Consider the following 17162-nt stretch of genomic DNA (forward strand, 5'->3'; position numbering starts at 1 on the left):
GAAATCCGCGATAATAATGCATATATAGTCTATATCAGCATAAACACCGCGCAGTAGAATACGAAGATCGGGATGAAGAGCGCCAGGTAAAGGGATTTGTTCCAGCGCCAGATCGCAAGGCCGTCCATGGTTTCGATGGGCATCAGGCTGTAGACCGCGGTGATAAGGTTGATGGTGAACCCGATCCCCCCGGCAATAGCCCAGACACCGCCAAGCATCACCATGGCCAGGAAGACGAACGTGAGGATGATGGAGACAACCGGCCCGGCCACCATCTCGATCCCTATCGTTCTCGGGTTTTCATCGTCCGTCCTGTTGACGAGATTCCGGTACGAGGCGCCGAATGCGTTGCCAAAGAGCCACGCCGTGACGAACATGATGACCGTCCCAAGGCCCCAGAACCGGGTGTCTGCATCCTGCCCGTGTTTTGTGGCAAAGTACCGGTGCGCAAAATCGTGGAGCAACACGGACACCGCACCAACAGCAATGTAAATGAGCACCATGTCAAGGGTGAGTTCGGCCCGGTCTGCAAGCATGAAGGCAAGCGCGACAATGATGATGGCAATCTCGATGACCAGGACTTCCGTTGCCGAGAGCCCGAAATAATGCTGCTCCATCTTCCGTACTGCGAGTTTACGGGCAGCGATCTCCTTCTCGCTCAGTTTCTCGATCGCATGTCCCCCGATGAGGTCTGCGAAGAATTTCAGGAACTTGAGGATGATCTGCCAGATGAACCCGATGTTTGCAACAATGATCTGGATGACGAGCACCGCGATGCTCGTGATGACCGCGGCAAGCGCCATGAACTGTGCGGGAATGTATGCCGATGCCGGGAGGTTTGTTGCTGCAGGACCTTTTGCTTCCTGGATCAGGCCGATGATTCCCTCCCGGCGTTCCTGTGCGGGTGTGCCCGGTGTGGGAGCGGTTGAGGGTGCCGGGCTGCCGACACTGATGAGACTGGTCTTTGAGATGGTGTCGCTGCCAAAGATATTGGAGACTTTCAGCTGGATCGTGTAGATCCCCGGCTGCATAAATGTATGCGTGGGATTCATTTCCGCGGAGAGTCCGCCATCGCCAAAGTCCCAGTTCCATGCAGTTGGCTTGTTTGCTGATGTATCGGTGAACGAGACGGTAAGGGGGAATGTGCCCTCAAGGGGCACCGCGGAAAAGTCCGTAACCGGCGGATTGCCTACGGCAATGAACCCGTCCACGGTCTTTGTGTCCGATCCGTACTGGTTTGTTACCGTGAGGCTGACGGTATACTCGCCGTCAGCCTTGTAGGTATGGGTGGGATTCTCGCGGTCGGATGTTGTCCCGTCCCCGAAATCCCATGCATAGGTCATGGGCGTGTATCCCAGGGACGTGTCAGCAAAGCTGACCACGAACGGGGGTGAACCGTGCTGGTTGCTGGCAAAAAAATCTGCAACTGGTGGATTGGTCACAACGATGTATCCGGAGCCGGGATTTGTGCTGTCCGCTGCCGCAGCGGGCAGGGACGCAAGCCCCAGGAGCGAGATGCAGAGAAACAGGTAGACCAGTATGCGGTGCGTCATGGTCCCCCCGGTTTGGTGTCCATGAGCGGACGGGAGATCCTGCTTCGGTTGTACATGCTCTGGTATATTCTGTGGTTCCATAAAGGAATTCCTGTCCTTTCTCTTTTTGCTACCGCTATGCAAACCGGATCCCCTCGTTCCGGAACGCTTCAATGATCCTCGTGTTGACATAATCGCGGACAATATTTGCGTAGGTGTACTCGTGGGTGAAGAGAGCGACATCGAAGGTCAGCGAGTTCTTGTCCATCCTGGCCAGGTAAATGGTTGAGCCCGGGACCTCAGCAATAAACTCGCATTTCTGTGACTTTGCGTCATCGATGACCTGCATCAGGATGGATTTCACCTTCTCGATATCTGAATCAGGAGAAACAGAGACCGGTATCAGGACACGGGCCTGCGGGCTGGGCAGGGAATAATTCCGGACAACGCTTGTCGAGATCTTGTTGTTCGGGATGGTGACGATATCGGCGTCCAGCGTCACGACCCGGGTACTCCTCGGCCCGATATGTACAACGTCCCCGAGGATATCGTTGATGAGGACGCGGTCGCCCACCTTGAACGGGCGGTCGGTGATGATGACAGCCCCGCCAAAGAAGTTGGAGAAGAGATCCTGTGCAGCAAGGGCAATGGCAATGCCGATGACTCCGGCACCGGCAATGAGGGGGGTGATGTTCACATTGAAGAGCGTGAAGACATAGAGAATTCCCGTGAACCAGATGAGATATTTTGCAATCCGCTTGAGGATGTCGACAATCTGGTCGTCCACCTCAGATTCCGTGGTCTCTGCAAGGGCATCGCCGTACGTCTCCAGGACCCCGTCCACGAACGTTGCGATGATCCAGGTTGCGATCAGGATGTACAGTGCATAGATGGCGTTCGAGCTGGTAAGCCACGCAAACTGCGGGTAGACCACGATGGCATTTTTGATGGCAAAATACAGCGGCACAAAGAATGCAAGGAGGACCAGCGGATTTCCCAGCGAGTGGACGAGAAGGTCGTCCAGTTTTGTCTCTGATTTCTCTGCTCGTTTCTTTAAGAAGAGGAAGACACCATACACGATGACCGCAGCGACAATCCCCGCCGCGATGTACAGGAACGAGTCAATGATTGTCGAGTCCATTCATCAGCTATGTGCTGCGCCGGTTCTTGAATTATTCAGATCCACGCAGTTAGCTTATCACGAAGTTATTCCATGAAAAACATGACATAAAATAATGATGGGGGCTGATGCCCCATACCCCCAGTTGTGATGAACGGCCGCCGCCCCGAAGGGCGCCCTGCGGCGGCATCAACTACTTTTTCGAAACACGATATTGCCCTCTCATATCCCATGAGGGACGCTGAGGCGGGAATTACTCACTCGAAGTGCGACAGGACTTCAATCCCGGAGTATAAAAACGAAAGTTATCAGACTTTCTTCGAAGAACGAAGGGGTCGTCAGACCCCGAGTTCGAGAAAAAAGTCGTCAGACTTTTTTCGTCGTGTCTCCTTTCATAATATATTTGACCAGCAGGAAGATGACGAGAGCGATGATGACAAAGTCGATGATGGCCCCGGCATAGTCCCCGACAAGGAACTTCAGGGGGCCGATCTCCAGCGTTGCCAGCCGCCAGTCGCCGCCCGGGATGATGACGGCAATGATGGGCATGATGATATCGTTCACGGTCGAATTGACCAGTTTCGTTGCGGCAGTACCGATGACAAACGCAACTGCAAGACCGATAACCTGGTATTTGTTCAGGAAATCCATGAACTCCTTGCTGAACCCCTCGGCACCTTTGCCCAGGGTAGACACCCCTCCGCCAATCATCTTTTCAGCGTTGCCAAGTGTTTTATCAACCATAATGATACACCAGTCAGGACATCATCGTCCCTGATTGTTACCATGAACCTGTTCCTTCATTAGGCTTACTATCACCGGAAAGACAACGCCGGGGATTCCAGAGCAAAAGGCTGATGTGCCGGGTCAGGATCTGTCGCCCGCAGTGATCGACCCGATGATTGCGGGCTTGCCTTTGTATCGTGTCAGGGATCCATGGATGGTAACGGGAAACAGGGACCCGTCCTGATGCCGGGCATTGACCGTGTACCGCTCCGAGCTGACAATGCCGGAAAGCCGGTCAGCAACGGCTTTTCTCACCCGGGGCCGGTCCTCCTCCGGAAAGAGGAGGGTGAAATCCGGTAAGGCCAGAAGTTCGTCAGCGGGCCAGCCGGTGATTTGGGAGAACGCCGGGTTGACATAGATGAAGCGGTTGTCCTGGATCCTGTAGATCCCTTCCGCGAGCGAACCGGTCAGGCACCGGAATTTCTCCTCGGAATCTGCGAGTTCCTGAAGGACAGCGTGCTCTTTGGAGATGCCGATTAAAGAAACAATACTCTTCGTTGTCCCCGGGATCATCCCGACCGTGATGTATGTATCAATCGTATGCCCGTCATGGGCAAGGAAGCTGAACTGGTAATTCTTCGGCACGCTCGCGGGATTGGCCCGGCGCATTTCATGATATTTCTTCATGCGTTCGACACCCTGCGGGAAGACAAACTTCGTCCACAGCATCCGGTTCTCAATCTCGCTGCGGGAGTATCCGGAGATCCGCACCATCTCCCGGTTCGCCCGGATCACGATCTTGTCTTCTCCCAAAACCATCATGGCAGTTCCGGTTGATTCAGACACCGTGCGATACAGTGCTTCGGATTCATGGAGTGCCTTGTCGGAGGCTTTCCGGGCAAGGGCCCCTGCAATGATCTGGCCAAAGATCCGGAAGATGTCCAGGTCTTCTGCAGGGATAACATTCTCTTTCGTGGTTGAATCGATCCCGAGTAATCCCACGATCTGCTGGCCGATAGCAAGGGGAATGAGGACGAACGACCGGATCGCGATCTGGGCCAGCCATGCCATGTGTTTCCCCGTCTCGCCCGGTTCCGTGGTCAGTGCCGCGACACTGGGGACGTAAACCGGTTCGAATTGCTGGATCCGGTCCGCAGAACAGGAGAAACCCGGAACTTTGAACGAGCCGATCCGGTCCTTCATCAGGAAATTACCTGGAAAAGTCCATTCATGGGTAACAATAACCTCGCTGTTTTCGGCATTCTCCCGCGCAATGTAACCGTGATCCGCACCGGTTGCCGAACCAGTCTCCGCAAGGAGTTGCATGATTGCCTTGTCAATATGTTCGGGAGAGAGCCGGATGAACCGCCTTGCCATGACCGAAGTCATCCGGATCAGGTCAAGGTGACGGTGCAGTGCCTTTTCTGCATTCCTCCGGGAAATGGCCTGGTTGACCTTGTGGCCGAGTTCCGCGAAAAGGGCCTTGGTATCCCCGCCCTTCTGGAGATAAAGCCCACACCGCTGTTGATTGCTTCAACCACCACCTCCTCGCGCCCTTTCCCGGTGAAGAGGATAAACGGGATGTCGGAGTCATGCCGGATATGCCGAAGGAACCGGATCCCGTTGCACTCGGGCATCTGGTAATCGGAGATAATGGCATCGAAGGAATGCTCTTTCATCATCTCCAGCGCGATGGTCCCGGACTCGACAGTGGAAACAGAGAACTGGCCGCCCTGCTCAATGAAGAGTTTCCCCAGCTCAAGCAGGTCCGTTTCATCGTCTACGTAAAGAACGGAATAGGTGTCCGCCATATTAGAAACGCCCGCAACCGGGTTATGCAGTGTATGCTCATTATTGCAGCATGATACGAGTTTGGGTGAAAAAAGGGAGACCGAGGAATTTCAGATCAGCGGTCCCGGCTGCTGGTCGGAAAGCGCCGGAAGTTTTGTCGGCTTGACAAGAACCGGTTCTTTTCCCTGCCGGATTTTCTCAATGATAAGCTCCTTTCCCCGGCTGGTCATGGCAAAGACGGGGATGGCGATCCCGGCCTGGACAAGGGCTTTCTGGGCCACTGCCTCACGGATGGTCTTTGAGGCACACGAGGTGACAAGGTCGGATGCCGCGACAAGATCTTCTGCCTCCTGTTTTGTGAGACCGGTGACGTGGACCCCGACAATAAAGGTATCCGGGTGAATCTTACGGATCGCTGCTGCCGCGTCAGGTCCCGCGACTGTGACCGCAATCTTCCGGAACCCTTTTTCCACCGCGAGCGCAACGCCGGCAACCGGGTCCATCGCGGCATGTTTTCGGTCAAGGACAAATCCCCCTTCTTTCTCGATCCGGTCCATGACCTGAGTGTACGGACATGTCGAGGCGAGTCCCGACATCCTTCCCCCGATCCCCTGCACCATGGCCGGTTTTGTGGCAACGACCGTGCCGGCCCCGTCGCAGGCAATGACAGCAGCGTCGAGCAGCCCGGCCTGGATCCCGAAGCTCAGCAGTTCCGATGCACCGAATCCGACAAACTCCCGGTTGTCGATGACCTCCCGGTCTGGCGTGCACATGCCAAAGGCCTTGATCCGGTGCTCGATGTTTGCCTTCACTGATTCCTTTGTGATATCCGGGATCGGGTATGCAAATTTTTTCGCAAGCGGGCAGTCGCGGATCCGGGGTTCGCCGACCTCAACAACTTTCCCGTTGCGGATCACGATCCGGCATTGGCCGATCGCTTCGATGATATGCTCGTCGTTTCCCTGCGTCATGATGGATCTTCCCAACACCAGTTTGTTTCAGGGAATATAGGATTATTGCATGCAGGCAGCTTCCCGCCCGCGTTCATGGCAATGCATATGATGGAACAACGACGATAATTCTGTATGGGCGGGGGGTTGCGGCTCTGGGAGATCGATGTTGCCCGCGGGGTCGCGATCCTCATGATGATTGTCTTCCACACGATTTTCGACCTCTCGTTCTTCGCTATCTTTCCCGTCGATGTCGCATCCGGGTTCTGGCGGTATTTTGCGTATGCGACCGCGTCACTCTTCCTTTTGATTGTTGGGATCTCGCTTGTCATCAGCCATGACCGTGCGGCAACGAAACTGTCCGGTCTTTTGCTGGTAAAGAAATTTTTTCTCCGGGGCGCCGGTATCTTTACGCTCGGCCTGCTGGTCACGCTGGCGACATGGTTCTATCTCCCGCAGGGGTACGTGATCTTCGGGATTTTGCACCTGATCGGTGTCTCGGTGATGCTCTCGCCATTTTTCTTCCGGTTCAGGGCCTGGAATATTCCTGCTGGAATTCTGTGTATCCTCATCGGGTGGTTCGTGATGAGTCGTATCAGCCTGCTGTCGCCATCAATGCTCCTCCTTCCACTGGGAATTTATGGGCCCACGTTCTGGTCCGTTGATTACACGCCAATCTTCCCGTGGCTGGGCGTTGTCCTGATTGGGATGGGTGTGGGGGCTTTCCTGTACGCGGGTGCGACCCGGCAGTTTACATTGGAGCCCCTGACGGATCTTTTTGTACGGCCGCTCTCGTTTCTGGGCCGGCACTCGCTCGTGATCTATCTTGTCCACCAGCCGGTGATCATCCTGCTGCTTGCGCTGGTGACCGGGACGAAAGTACTGTGAGGTTTGTTGGCCGGTTTTTTCACCAGGTGCTTCCGGATCTGTTCTGCTCCATCATCCATACCACCCGGTACATTGCTTCATACCACATCACCATTGAGGAATGTGATGAACGGGAGTGTCCTGGATACTCCCTGTGCGGGAATCCACTCCCTGCCGGAATCCCCGTTTTTTGAGAGGCACCCATCCGGGCATGCATCGGGCCCCGGAGGGGTAGAGGATTGGGTGGGGGAAAAAGGCAGGATTCAGGAGCGCAATGCTGACAGGATTCGGGTGTTTACCTTTTACACCATCGATCATGATTGGTTTTAATCCGGTGTAACCTGCCAGCAGTTTCAGCTGCCGCTTTAGGAGTGGTGTATTACTATTCGATCACAACGGGTTTTTTAGAGAACCTCTGGTTCTTCTCATCTTCGAAGTCTGTTGACGGGCCGGATTCGAACATGGTTCATTTCGATCCGGATCGGTTTAAAAAATATTCAAAAAGGTGTTTTTGCGGGGAACTTATTGTTTCCTGAACAGCGAGTTGAACCAGTTGATGATTCCGTCAAAGATCCCACCCTGTTGCGTGGGAGTTGCAACGGGCGCCATCTGGGTCGGAGCCGGAGTTACTGCGGGAGCTGCTGTTGTCACCCGGGGCTGGAATGGGGTAACCTGGGCGAGTTCCCCGATGGTCTTGACGCCGGTGGCTGCCCCCGACTTGTAGAATACGGCATACAAGCTGAAGTGGGAAACCTGGGCGCTGACCGTGTGGGTGACCGGGTCGACAACGGTCGGTACTTCAACCCATGCATTGGTTGCCGGATCGAAGGTCTGGATGGTCATCGCTGCAATGTTGCCATTGACGGCCGCGATAGCATCTGCCCACTGCGCTGCAGTCATGGTGAACGATATGGTGACGGGCGAGCCGGTAAATTGCGCCCCCGTTGGTCCGCATTCAATAGCCAGGCCGGAGAAGGAGAAGGTTCCGCTCGTTGCCGTGTCTATAGTAACCGTTGCGGGATCAAGCGGAGTGACCGAGATCTCCCCTACCGGCTGGCCGGCGTTCGGTGTCCCGGGTCCCATGACCGCCGTGGTACCGACATCGATACTGACAGCCGATGAAAATCCTGCGGCCGGATCTGTCTCAATCTCGTAATTGGCAAGAACCTGGCCCTGTTCGTTGTGGGCGATAGTTGCTGTGGTTGTCGTTGTTCCCTGCACCGGGGCTAACTGGGCCGGAGCCTGCTGCTGGGGAGCAGCGGGTGCTGCAGGTGCCGCGGGAACTGAGCCGCCATATCCCTCACTTCCTCCGCTCGGGTTGGGGGGTGTCGGTGGCTGGGATACTGTATAGGTCCTCTCAAAACGGGTGGTGCCACTATCTGTTACCTTGATTGTGATGGATCCGGAATTAATACCTGTGACGGTAAAACTCAGGTCATATGTGTTTGCAGGATTTACGTTTTCAACCTTACCAATTACGGCATAATTAATTCCGACCTGGCCTCCGGATCTTGTTCCGCTCATGGAAACATCATACGTTCCTTTCTTGATGTTAGCACCTAACGTGATTGGATTACTCGACTCCCTCAATATTTCAGATCCATCAGGACGACGCACGACAAGCGTGGTAGCGCCGGAGATTCCCTTAGTTGTGGACAGTGTTGTTGTGACATCACCGTTGGAGAAATCGAAAGGCACATAAACTGAATTTAGTCTCACTGTGTTCTCAGTTACATCAAGATTGTCCGAAGTAATCCTGTATCCGAATTCGTTTGTGTTGGAAAGACCCGTGATGCTGACCGTGATAACGGTGCCGGGCTGGATGACAGTACCGTCAGCTAGTGTGGAATCCGCTGTGAATGCTGCCGATGCTGCCGGCACAAGGGCACAGCAGAACAGGGCAACAAGGACAAGGATAAGTATGTTCGTTTTTCGTCTCATAAAACCATATCTCCCGGAAATATATGCAATCCTATTATTTCATTCTCTGATAAAACTTGTGATTAACGTTTTGTTATCATATAAAAATCTTTGGTGCAATATTTCGTCATTGGCAGTACCTTAAAGATAGATTTAAACTTTTTGAGAAAAAATCTGTCATTTTCAGGGATTTTTGCAGGAAATGGAACGGGGAATGTGGTGCGTTAGGACAGATTATCGCATTTTTATGACTGTCCCATGTACTTCCGTCCGACGTAAATGAGGAATTTTTGACTGCATAAAACCGGAGAAACGTCAAACGAACACCCGGGTTTGGCCGGATTATTTTTCGCGTTTTATCAAAAAGGAAATGAAAAGAATAAATGGAATAATGGTGGATGTATATGTCTTGAGTATAATTCCCCAGGAATGCAAAAATCCAAATATCCCGTTACATTCGCGGATCAATATGACTAACAATACTCCACTTCCAACTATGGAATCCTGCTCAACGCCAAACCCGGGCAGCGCGGAGATTTCCGATCACCCTGAAGAATTTCTGAAAACTCCTGATCCCCGCATCGCTGTTGTCATACCAGCACAGAACAATGAATTATCCATCGGGAGCCTTGTCCTTCTTGCGCGCCAGTATACGCCCCACGTGATTGTCGTTGATGACAACTCGTTTGACAATACCGTTACGGTCTCCGAACAAGCCGGTGCGACTGTCATCAATGCCCGGGAATATGGCGGCGGACGGGTTTTTTCCATCCTGGCCGGGTGCCGGAGAGCGCTCGGGTATGGGTGCAAAGCAGTTATTCTCATCGACAGTTCCGGAAAGCACCTGACACAGGATATTCCTGCGATTGTCGAACCGGTTTTAACCGAGGATGCCGACCTTGTCATCGGATCACGGTACCTGAAAGGACGAAGGGTCATCCCCCCCTTCGAATTCAATAATGACGTGAAGGCCAAAAACCTTCAGGAATCACAGCGTGAGTTCAAAAGCACGGACCCGGAGTCGACATTCCGGGCATTAAGCGTGAAAGGCGTCATGCTGCTTGACCTGCTCCCGAACAACGAACAGTTCGATCCCTTCATGGTCACCCTTTTTTCCCGGAAGGGGCTTTTTGTCCAGGACATGGCCATTACGCGTCGCAACGACCTGACCGCAGCAGCAGAATGCGATATGAAAGTCTGCCTGTACCGCGGGAGTAAGATCGGGGTCGTTGTCCCTGCGTACAATGAGGAGCGGCTGATTGGAGATACGTTGGCCGGCATACCGGAGTTCGTGTGCCGGGTGTATGTGGTGAATGATTGCTCGAAAGACCGGACGCAGGAAGTTGTAGAGTATTATGCGAAGAACGATCCATCCATCGTCCCCATCAAACATGAGGTGAACCAGGGTGTTGGTTCTGCAATCGTTACCGGATATAAAAAAGCGTTACAAGATGGCATGGATTATGTAGCCGTCATGGCTGGCGACAACCAGATGGATCCGCGATTCCTCCCGGAACTTCTCGACCCCGTTGTCGAACAGCGCTGCGATTACACCATGGGCAATCGTCTCATCAACCAGGAATTCCGGAAGGGCATGAGCAAGTGGCGGTATCTCGGCAACAGCACGCTCACCATGCTCACCAAGATAGCATCCGGTTACTGGCAGATGATGGATCCCCAGAATGGGTACACGGTCATATCGAAGCGGGCGCTCGAACGGATCAGTCTTACCGGCATCTACCCGCGGTATGGGTATTGTAATGATGTCCTTGTGAAACTGAATGTCCTCGGTTTCCGAGTCATTAATGTTCCGCATCCAGCACGGTACGGTATGGAGAAGTCGAAGATTAAGTATAGTACGTATATTTACCGGGTGTCGTGGCTGTTGCTGAAAGATTTCCTCTGGCGGCTGAAGATGAAGTATATTGTACTGAACTTCCACCCGCTGGTGTTTTTCTATGTGGCGGGGGCGGTGTTTACGGGGATTGGCATAATTGGTGGACTGTATACATTATACTATAAATACATCCTTGATTATGCCATGTTTGTTCCCCTAACCGTTTCCTTGCTTATGTTTGGATTCGGGTTGCAGATGCTGTTCTTTGCAATGTTCTATGATATGGAGCAGGAGAAGATGCCGAATGGGTGGTATGCGTGAAAAAGGTGAATCAATTGAGTCGTGATTTTACTTTAGATAAATATCGAGAATTATGCACTGCACTTATTGAGTGTGGTTATTCACCGCTTACTGTATGTGATTATTTGGAACGACGTCATACCCGTGATTCACCATTGAATAATATTGCAATCATAAGACATGATATCGACCGTAAAATAAGAAATGCACTATGTATCGCTGAACTTGAGCATACACTGGATATCCAGTCATCGTTTTATTTCCGTTACCCGGATACGTTCAAGCCAGAGATAGTCCAAAAAATCCGTGACCTCGGACATGAAATTGGCTATCATTATGAAGCATTCGTAAAGGCAAAGGGAGATCCTGTAAAAGCAATTCATATTTTTGAGATGGAACTCTGCTCTATGCGAGAGATCTTTGATATTAAGACCATTTGCATGCATGGTAATCCGATGAGTCGATATGACAATCGTGATCTCTGGCAACATTATGATTTTAAGGATTTTAAAATTCTCGGTGAAGCATATCTTTCATTCCAAGGTGCCGATATTCAATATCTCACTGATACGGGTCGAAATTGGAATGGAATGAATTCTTTACGTGACAATATGCCCGGTACGAGATCTAATAGTCAGCCGGTTCAAACCACGGATAATCTCATTGACTGGATTAAAAATCACAAAAAAACAAGTCTGTATCTTACCGTACATCCGGAGCGATGGACGAATCATAACGGGGAGTGGGTTATTAATTACACTTTAGATCACATGGTAAATTGCGGGAAAAAAATACTCATGATGGTGCGATAATGGATAAAGACAATTGTTTCAATGATATTTCTGATAAAACATGGGATAATTTTGTTTTTGCCCATCCAAAGGGGAATATTTTTCAAACTATGGCATTGTGTAGGGTTTATGAGGAGACAAAAAATTACTCGCCAATACCTGTTGCAGTAATTGATTCTCAATCTCAAAAAATTCAAGGAGTTCTAATCGGGGTTATTATTCGTGAGATAAGTGGTTTTTTAGGAGATTTTTCTGCTCGTTCAATTATTCATGGAGGTCCCCTTGTTGTTTCCGACTCAAAAAAAGATATCACAACAGAATTAATTCAGAAATATGATTCACTTGTATGCAGATCTGCGTTATACACAGAAATCCGAAATATGTTTGATATCAAAGAACAGTTGAATCCAATTGATTATTACACACATAAAGACCATTTAAATTTTTTAATAAATTTGAAACAACCCGAGGAAAAACTTTGGAGTCAGATTCATAAATCACGGCGAAAAAATATTAATCGTGCCGAAAAATATAATGTTATTGTTGAAGAAATGACAAATCCTGAAAAAATCCCAATATTTTATAAATTACTTCTTGAAACTTATTCAAATGTCAAAATACCTCTTGCAGATATATCATTATTTAAATCCGCGTTTCAACATTTAGTTCCAATGGGATATGCAAAATTTTTCTTAGCACGACAGGGAGATAATTATATAGGTGCAAGAGCGGTTTTGAATTATAAAGATAGGATTTATGATTGGTATGCAGGGGCGGCAGTTAATTCATTATCTTTTTACCCAAACGAATGCCTTGTTTGGCATATTCTGAAATGGGGGATTAAAAATAACTATTCAATTTTCGATTTTGGTGGTGCAGGAGAACCAGATAAACCCTATGGTCCTCGTGAGTTTAAACGAAGGTTCGGTGGGGAATTAGTAAACTATGGCAGGAATGTTCATAACTATTCCATTAACAAAATTCGAGTTGCAAAATTCGGATTTAAAATTTATCAAAAACTCTCTCTTTAGCAATTCAAGGTGTATCTGATGATCACAAACACGGCAATGCAAACAAGGAAGATAAAATGGAAATTAATTGAGTATCAAAAAAATGTTAGACTAACCTGTAAATTCTCAAGGGATTATTTGAATACATTCGAATTTGTTATCTGGGAGGTATAAATGGTTGATGTATTATTAATCGTGCCTCCGTCACCAAAACCGGACAGAGTATGTGTTCGCGATAAAGGTGCAATGGGTTTTTCAAAAGCAGGGTACACATTCCCCCCATATGATTTAGCAATGATCGCTGCAAATATCAGAGATATTGCATCTGTAAAAATTATCGATGCTAATGCAAATAAACAAAATTTTATTTCGTTATCTCAAATGATAAACAACCATCGACCAAATTATGTAATTTTCTCAAATTCGACTCCTACAATCGATTGGGATATGAATATTGCAAAAATTTCAAAAGAGATCGATCCTTCAATAATTACCATGACCTATGGTCCGCATATTACAGCCCTTGGAGAAAAAATTCTTTTAGACTATAAAGAGTTAGATTATGCAATAATTAACGAACACGAGTTAACAATAAAAGAGATCATCTTACGTGGAAACAAAAATGAAATCAAGGGTTGTATTTCAAGGAATGGTGAAGCGATAATCAATAATGGATATAGGGAGGAACTAGAAAATCTGGATATTCTTAATTTTCCTGCACATGACCTATTAAATCTTCGTGTCTATTCACTACCCTATGCAAAAAGAGCACCTTTAACCGCTACTATGACTTCTCGTGGATGTCCGGGAAAATGTATTTTCTGCTGTTCTTGGCTTATTTCAAAAAAATTCAGAGCTCGATCCCCAGATCATATAATAAATGAACTAAAATATCTCTCCGAAGAACTTAAAGTGAAAGAAATAAAATTTTGGGATGATACTTTTACTTATAATCAAAAACGAATTTTTGATATCTGTAAATTAATTCGAAAGGAAAAAATCGACATATCTTGGGTATGTAATACTCGTGTAGACTCAATAAGTGAGCCATTATTAAAAACAATGAAAGATTCTGGATGCCATACAATTTGTTTAGGTGTTGAGAGTGGCGATAATGAGATTTTACAATACATCGGAAAAGAAATTACTGTTGATCAAATAAAAAAGGGATTTGAAATTGCAAAAAAATCAGGGCTACATACAGCAGGTTTTTTTATGCTTGGTCATCCTCATGAAACCACCCAGTCAATAAAAAAAACTATTGCTCTGGCGAACATTTTACAACCAGACTATGCCTCTTTTAACATCGTCACCCCATACCCTGGGACGCCTCTCTATCAATTAGCTGTGAAAAATGGTTGGTTAAACAGATCCGATTGGAATCGGTTTGAATCGACATTATACCCTGTAATGACATTGGATACCGTTACTCCAGATGAAGTACATTCACTTTTTAAAAATGCCTATCGTGACTATTATTTAAATTACAGATATATATTTAAAAGGGTACGGCAATGGAAGAATTTTGCAACAATAAGGTCAGATTTTCGATCCTTTTTGGGATTGTTAGGGATGATCCATGAGGACTCGAAATGAAAATTCTTATAGATATCAGCCATCCGGGTCATGTTCATTTATTTAAAAATTTTATCTGGGAAATGAAGAGACGGGGCCATGAAATCCTTGTAACGGCACGCGATAAAGATGTCGTTATTCAGTTATTGGAGGCTTATGATATCCCGTTTCAACGAGTAGGGAAGAAAGGATCAAGTCGATTTAATTTAGTAATAGAATTGGTTCAACGCGAGATTGAAATATTTCGAATTGCGAGGATTTATAATCCGGATTTTTTTATAGGATTATTTAATCCGGCAATCGCTCATGTGGCCACTCTCTTACATAAACCATCGATGAATTTTATAGATTCAGAACCTGAAGTAGTTAAATTTGCAGATCTCATTACAATTCCATTCTCAAATATTATTCTTACATTGAATTCAGTTAAACATAATTTTGGATCAAAAGAAATTAGAATTAATAGTTTTAAGGAGCTTGCGTCATTGCATCCGAATTATTTCTCTCCAAATTTTCAAACAATTGAGAGTGTAGGGATAAAAGAGCCGGATAGTTATGCGGTAATCAGATTCGTTTCATGGGGTGCATATCATGACATTGGTCAAAATGGATTTAATAATGACGAGAAGCATTTACTCATAAAGCAACTTGAAAAATATTTGCCTGTATATATTTCGTCTGAGTCTCAACTTCCAAAAGATTTGGAAAAATATCGAATGCCGATACCGCCAGAGAAAATTCATGATTTTTTATATTTTGCGAAATTTCTAGTATCCGACTCTCAAACGATGACAACAGAATCAGCAGTACTAGGTACACCAGCTATTCGATATAATTCATTTGTTGGACAAAATGACATGGGAAATTTTATCGAACTTGAGAAAAAATATTGCCTGATTTTTAACTATAAAAATTCATATGATGCCATACAAAAGGCGGTAGATTTAGCTCAAATACCAAACATAAAACAGATTTGGAAACCTCGTAAGGAATTATTATTAAAGGACAAGGTAAATATAACCGCATTTATGGTTTGGTTCATAGATGCGTATCCCCAAAGTGTTATGGAAATGAGGAATAACCCCGATCTGCAATATTTATGGAGTCCTGTAACTGGAGAAACATTATGAAAAAAAAACAAATTTGTGCAAGATGTGTCTGTGATGATAGCATTCCAGGAATCACATTTGATAATCGCGGTGTATGCAGTCTCTGCAAAAATTATGACCTTATCGAACTTGAGTTCCCTTCCAATGAAAACACGTATAAAAAATTTCAACAGATCGTTGATAACATCAAAAACAATCAAAGCAAAGGAAAATATGATTGTCTTATTGGAATTAGTGGAGGAACAGATAGCATCTATACATTATATCTTGCACGAAAATATGGTCTCAATCCCTTGGCACTTCACATTGATGATGGGAGTGATACGGAAATCTCTGTCCATAATGTTCAAACCGCAGTAAAAAAACTGAATGTCGATTTGTATACGGTAAAAATTGATGAGTCTGAAATATCTGATCTCGAATTAGCTTTTTTCAGGGCATCGATTCCTGATGTTGAAACCCCTCCGGATATGGCGATTACTGCGTCATTGTATCACTGTGCCGTGAAGTTTGGGATAAAATATATTTTTGTTGGAAATTGTTTTAAAACTGAAGGAAAAATGCCGCCTGGTTGGAGTTATGGTGATGGGAAATACCTGACTGACATTCACAATCGGTTCGGCCGTGTTAGTTTGAAGAAGTTCCCTAATTTAATGCTCAGCGATTACCTTTATTATTTTTTGATTAAGAGGATACAGATTGTCCGTCCTCTCTATTACTTACCATATATTAAATCGGATGTAAAAAAGATACTCGAAAAGGAATTAGGTTGGATTGATTATGGTATCGGTCACCATGAATCTCGATATTGTCGATTTGTCCAAGGATATTTCCTACCCAAAAAATTTGGAATTGATAAAAGGAAAATTCATTTTTCTGCATTGGTTCGATCCAATCAGATGAGCAGACAAGAAGCTTTGAATAAACTTGAGTTGCCCGCATGCAGTGATGAAATGGTAAAGGAAGATATTCAATTTCTCTGTAATAATTTTGGTATTGAACAAAATGAGTTTAACGAAATTATTAATTCCAATCCGAGATCTCAGACTGAATTCGATTCGTATTATTCTCTGGTTTGTAAATTAAAACCATTTATTGAGATTGCATACAAACTGCATTTATTCCCGACTAAGATTTATGGAAGTTATAATCGGAAATGATATGACTGAAAAAAATAAAAACAAGAGTTTGTTTCAATATTTTTCAGAAGAGGAATTTGTTTCTGGATTTGGACGGTATTCCATCCCATATGGGGAATTTTAAGATCTTTTTGTATTTGATTAAAATTAAAACGTATTGTATCCGCGTCAATCCAACCCAATCCATCAACCCCACCTTCTTCACTTTTTTTTGTGAATAGTTGCATCACAAGACAAAAACCCAGAATGGGTGTTTTCTCTCTCAAAACTTTTTTGTCAATATATTAATCAAATTTCTGCTTTTTAGGTGGTCCATCCCGGTTTTAAAGGATCCCACTCCGGGAAGAATTAACTTATCCGCATCAGATATTTCGTTAGGGTCAGATGTAACTTTCACGAGTGTATCAAATTTTTTTATCTTGGCGGCAACAGTACCGATATTCCCTAAGCCATAATCAATAATGGTAATCATTATTCACCGGTAATAATTTGTTA

At 46.7% G+C, this 17162-nt stretch carries 16 protein-coding genes; 7 read left to right on the forward strand and 9 right to left on the reverse strand.

The genetic code is table 11. The annotated features are described in order from the left end of the window. Window positions 1–29 precede the first annotated feature (29 nt). From METFOR_RS14515 to METFOR_RS06895, 6 genes are all read right to left on the reverse strand, one after another. Entirely contained in the window at window positions 30–1553 is a 1524-nt protein-coding gene (locus METFOR_RS14515) for a PKD domain-containing protein (protein WP_052310767.1), read from the reverse strand. 115 nt (window positions 1554–1668) lie between these two features. Beyond that, a complete protein-coding gene (locus METFOR_RS06875; protein ID WP_015285392.1) occupies window positions 1669–2673 on the reverse strand; it encodes a mechanosensitive ion channel family protein in 1005 nt (334 codons plus the stop codon). A 345-nt stretch (window positions 2674–3018) separates the two neighbouring features. After that, window positions 3019–3396 carry an MscL family protein gene (locus METFOR_RS06880; protein WP_015285393.1) on the reverse strand — a complete coding sequence of 126 codons (378 nt, stop codon included), beginning with the start codon at window positions 3394–3396 and terminating at the stop codon, window positions 3019–3021. A 123-nt stretch (window positions 3397–3519) separates the two neighbouring features. Then, a complete protein-coding gene (locus tag METFOR_RS06885; protein WP_048110857.1) occupies window positions 3520–4755 on the reverse strand; it encodes a PAS domain S-box protein in 1236 nt (411 codons plus the stop codon). A 17-nt stretch (window positions 4756–4772) separates the two neighbouring features. Continuing rightward, window positions 4773–5189 carry a response regulator gene (locus METFOR_RS06890; protein ID WP_048110858.1) on the reverse strand — a complete coding sequence of 139 codons (417 nt, stop codon included), beginning with the start codon at window positions 5187–5189 and terminating at the stop codon, window positions 4773–4775. A 90-nt stretch (window positions 5190–5279) separates the two neighbouring features. Next, on the reverse strand, window positions 5280–6140 hold the full coding sequence (locus tag METFOR_RS06895) for a methanogenesis marker 8 protein (protein WP_015285394.1): 861 nt from the start codon (window positions 6138–6140) through the stop codon (window positions 5280–5282). Window positions 6141–6254: 114 nt separating this feature from the next. Between METFOR_RS06895 and METFOR_RS06900 the strand changes: the two genes are divergently transcribed. Then, complete coding sequence (locus METFOR_RS06900; RefSeq protein WP_015285395.1) at window positions 6255–7007, forward strand: heparan-alpha-glucosaminide N-acetyltransferase; 753 nt, start codon at window positions 6255–6257, stop codon at window positions 7005–7007. 501 nt (window positions 7008–7508) lie between these two features. Here METFOR_RS06900 and METFOR_RS06905 read toward each other — a convergent pair. After that, on the reverse strand, window positions 7509–8927 hold the full coding sequence (locus METFOR_RS06905) for a hypothetical protein (RefSeq protein WP_015285397.1): 1419 nt from the start codon (window positions 8925–8927) through the stop codon (window positions 7509–7511). 475 nt (window positions 8928–9402) lie between these two features. Between METFOR_RS06905 and METFOR_RS14830 the strand changes: the two genes are divergently transcribed. The 6 genes from METFOR_RS14830 (at window position 9403) to METFOR_RS06935 (ending at window position 16688) form a co-directional block, all read left to right on the forward strand. Next, complete coding sequence (locus METFOR_RS14830; RefSeq protein ID WP_158491358.1) at window positions 9403–11064, forward strand: glycosyltransferase family 2 protein; 1662 nt, start codon at window positions 9403–9405, stop codon at window positions 11062–11064. Next, entirely contained in the window at window positions 11061–11855 is a 795-nt protein-coding gene (locus METFOR_RS06915; RefSeq protein ID WP_148277622.1) for a hypothetical protein, read from the forward strand. The genes METFOR_RS14830 and METFOR_RS06915 overlap by 4 nt, the downstream gene beginning before the upstream one ends. Further along, window positions 11855–12865, forward strand: a complete 1011-nt coding sequence (locus tag METFOR_RS06920) for a lipid II:glycine glycyltransferase FemX (RefSeq protein WP_015285400.1) — start codon at window positions 11855–11857, stop codon at window positions 12863–12865. The genes METFOR_RS06915 and METFOR_RS06920 overlap by 1 nt, the downstream gene beginning before the upstream one ends. A gap of 153 nt (window positions 12866–13018) precedes the next feature. After that, window positions 13019–14440, forward strand: a complete 1422-nt coding sequence (locus tag METFOR_RS06925; protein ID WP_015285402.1) for a B12-binding domain-containing radical SAM protein — start codon at window positions 13019–13021, stop codon at window positions 14438–14440. Beyond that, on the forward strand, window positions 14437–15549 hold the full coding sequence (locus tag METFOR_RS06930) for a DUF354 domain-containing protein (protein WP_015285403.1): 1113 nt from the start codon (window positions 14437–14439) through the stop codon (window positions 15547–15549). The genes METFOR_RS06925 and METFOR_RS06930 overlap by 4 nt, the downstream gene beginning before the upstream one ends. Next, window positions 15546–16688 carry an N-acetyl sugar amidotransferase gene (locus tag METFOR_RS06935; protein ID WP_015285404.1) on the forward strand — a complete coding sequence of 381 codons (1143 nt, stop codon included), beginning with the start codon at window positions 15546–15548 and terminating at the stop codon, window positions 16686–16688. Before METFOR_RS06930 ends, METFOR_RS06935 begins: the two co-directional genes overlap by 4 nt. Here the strand turns inward: METFOR_RS06935 and METFOR_RS16190 are convergent. Beyond that, window positions 16673–16894: a type 1 glutamine amidotransferase family protein gene (locus METFOR_RS16190; RefSeq protein WP_394295930.1), complete on the reverse strand. Its 222-nt coding sequence runs from the start codon at window positions 16892–16894 to the stop codon at window positions 16673–16675. The genes METFOR_RS06935 and METFOR_RS16190 overlap by 16 nt on opposite strands. A gap of 35 nt (window positions 16895–16929) precedes the next feature. Then, window positions 16930–17139 carry a type 1 glutamine amidotransferase family protein gene (locus METFOR_RS14520; protein WP_052310769.1) on the reverse strand — a complete coding sequence of 70 codons (210 nt, stop codon included), beginning with the start codon at window positions 17137–17139 and terminating at the stop codon, window positions 16930–16932. Between the last annotated feature and the right edge of the window lie 23 nt (window positions 17140–17162).

The sequence above is a fragment of the Methanoregula formicica SMSP genome (assembly GCF_000327485.1).
Taxonomy (GTDB): Archaea; Halobacteriota; Methanomicrobia; order Methanomicrobiales; family Methanospirillaceae; genus Methanoregula; species Methanoregula formicica.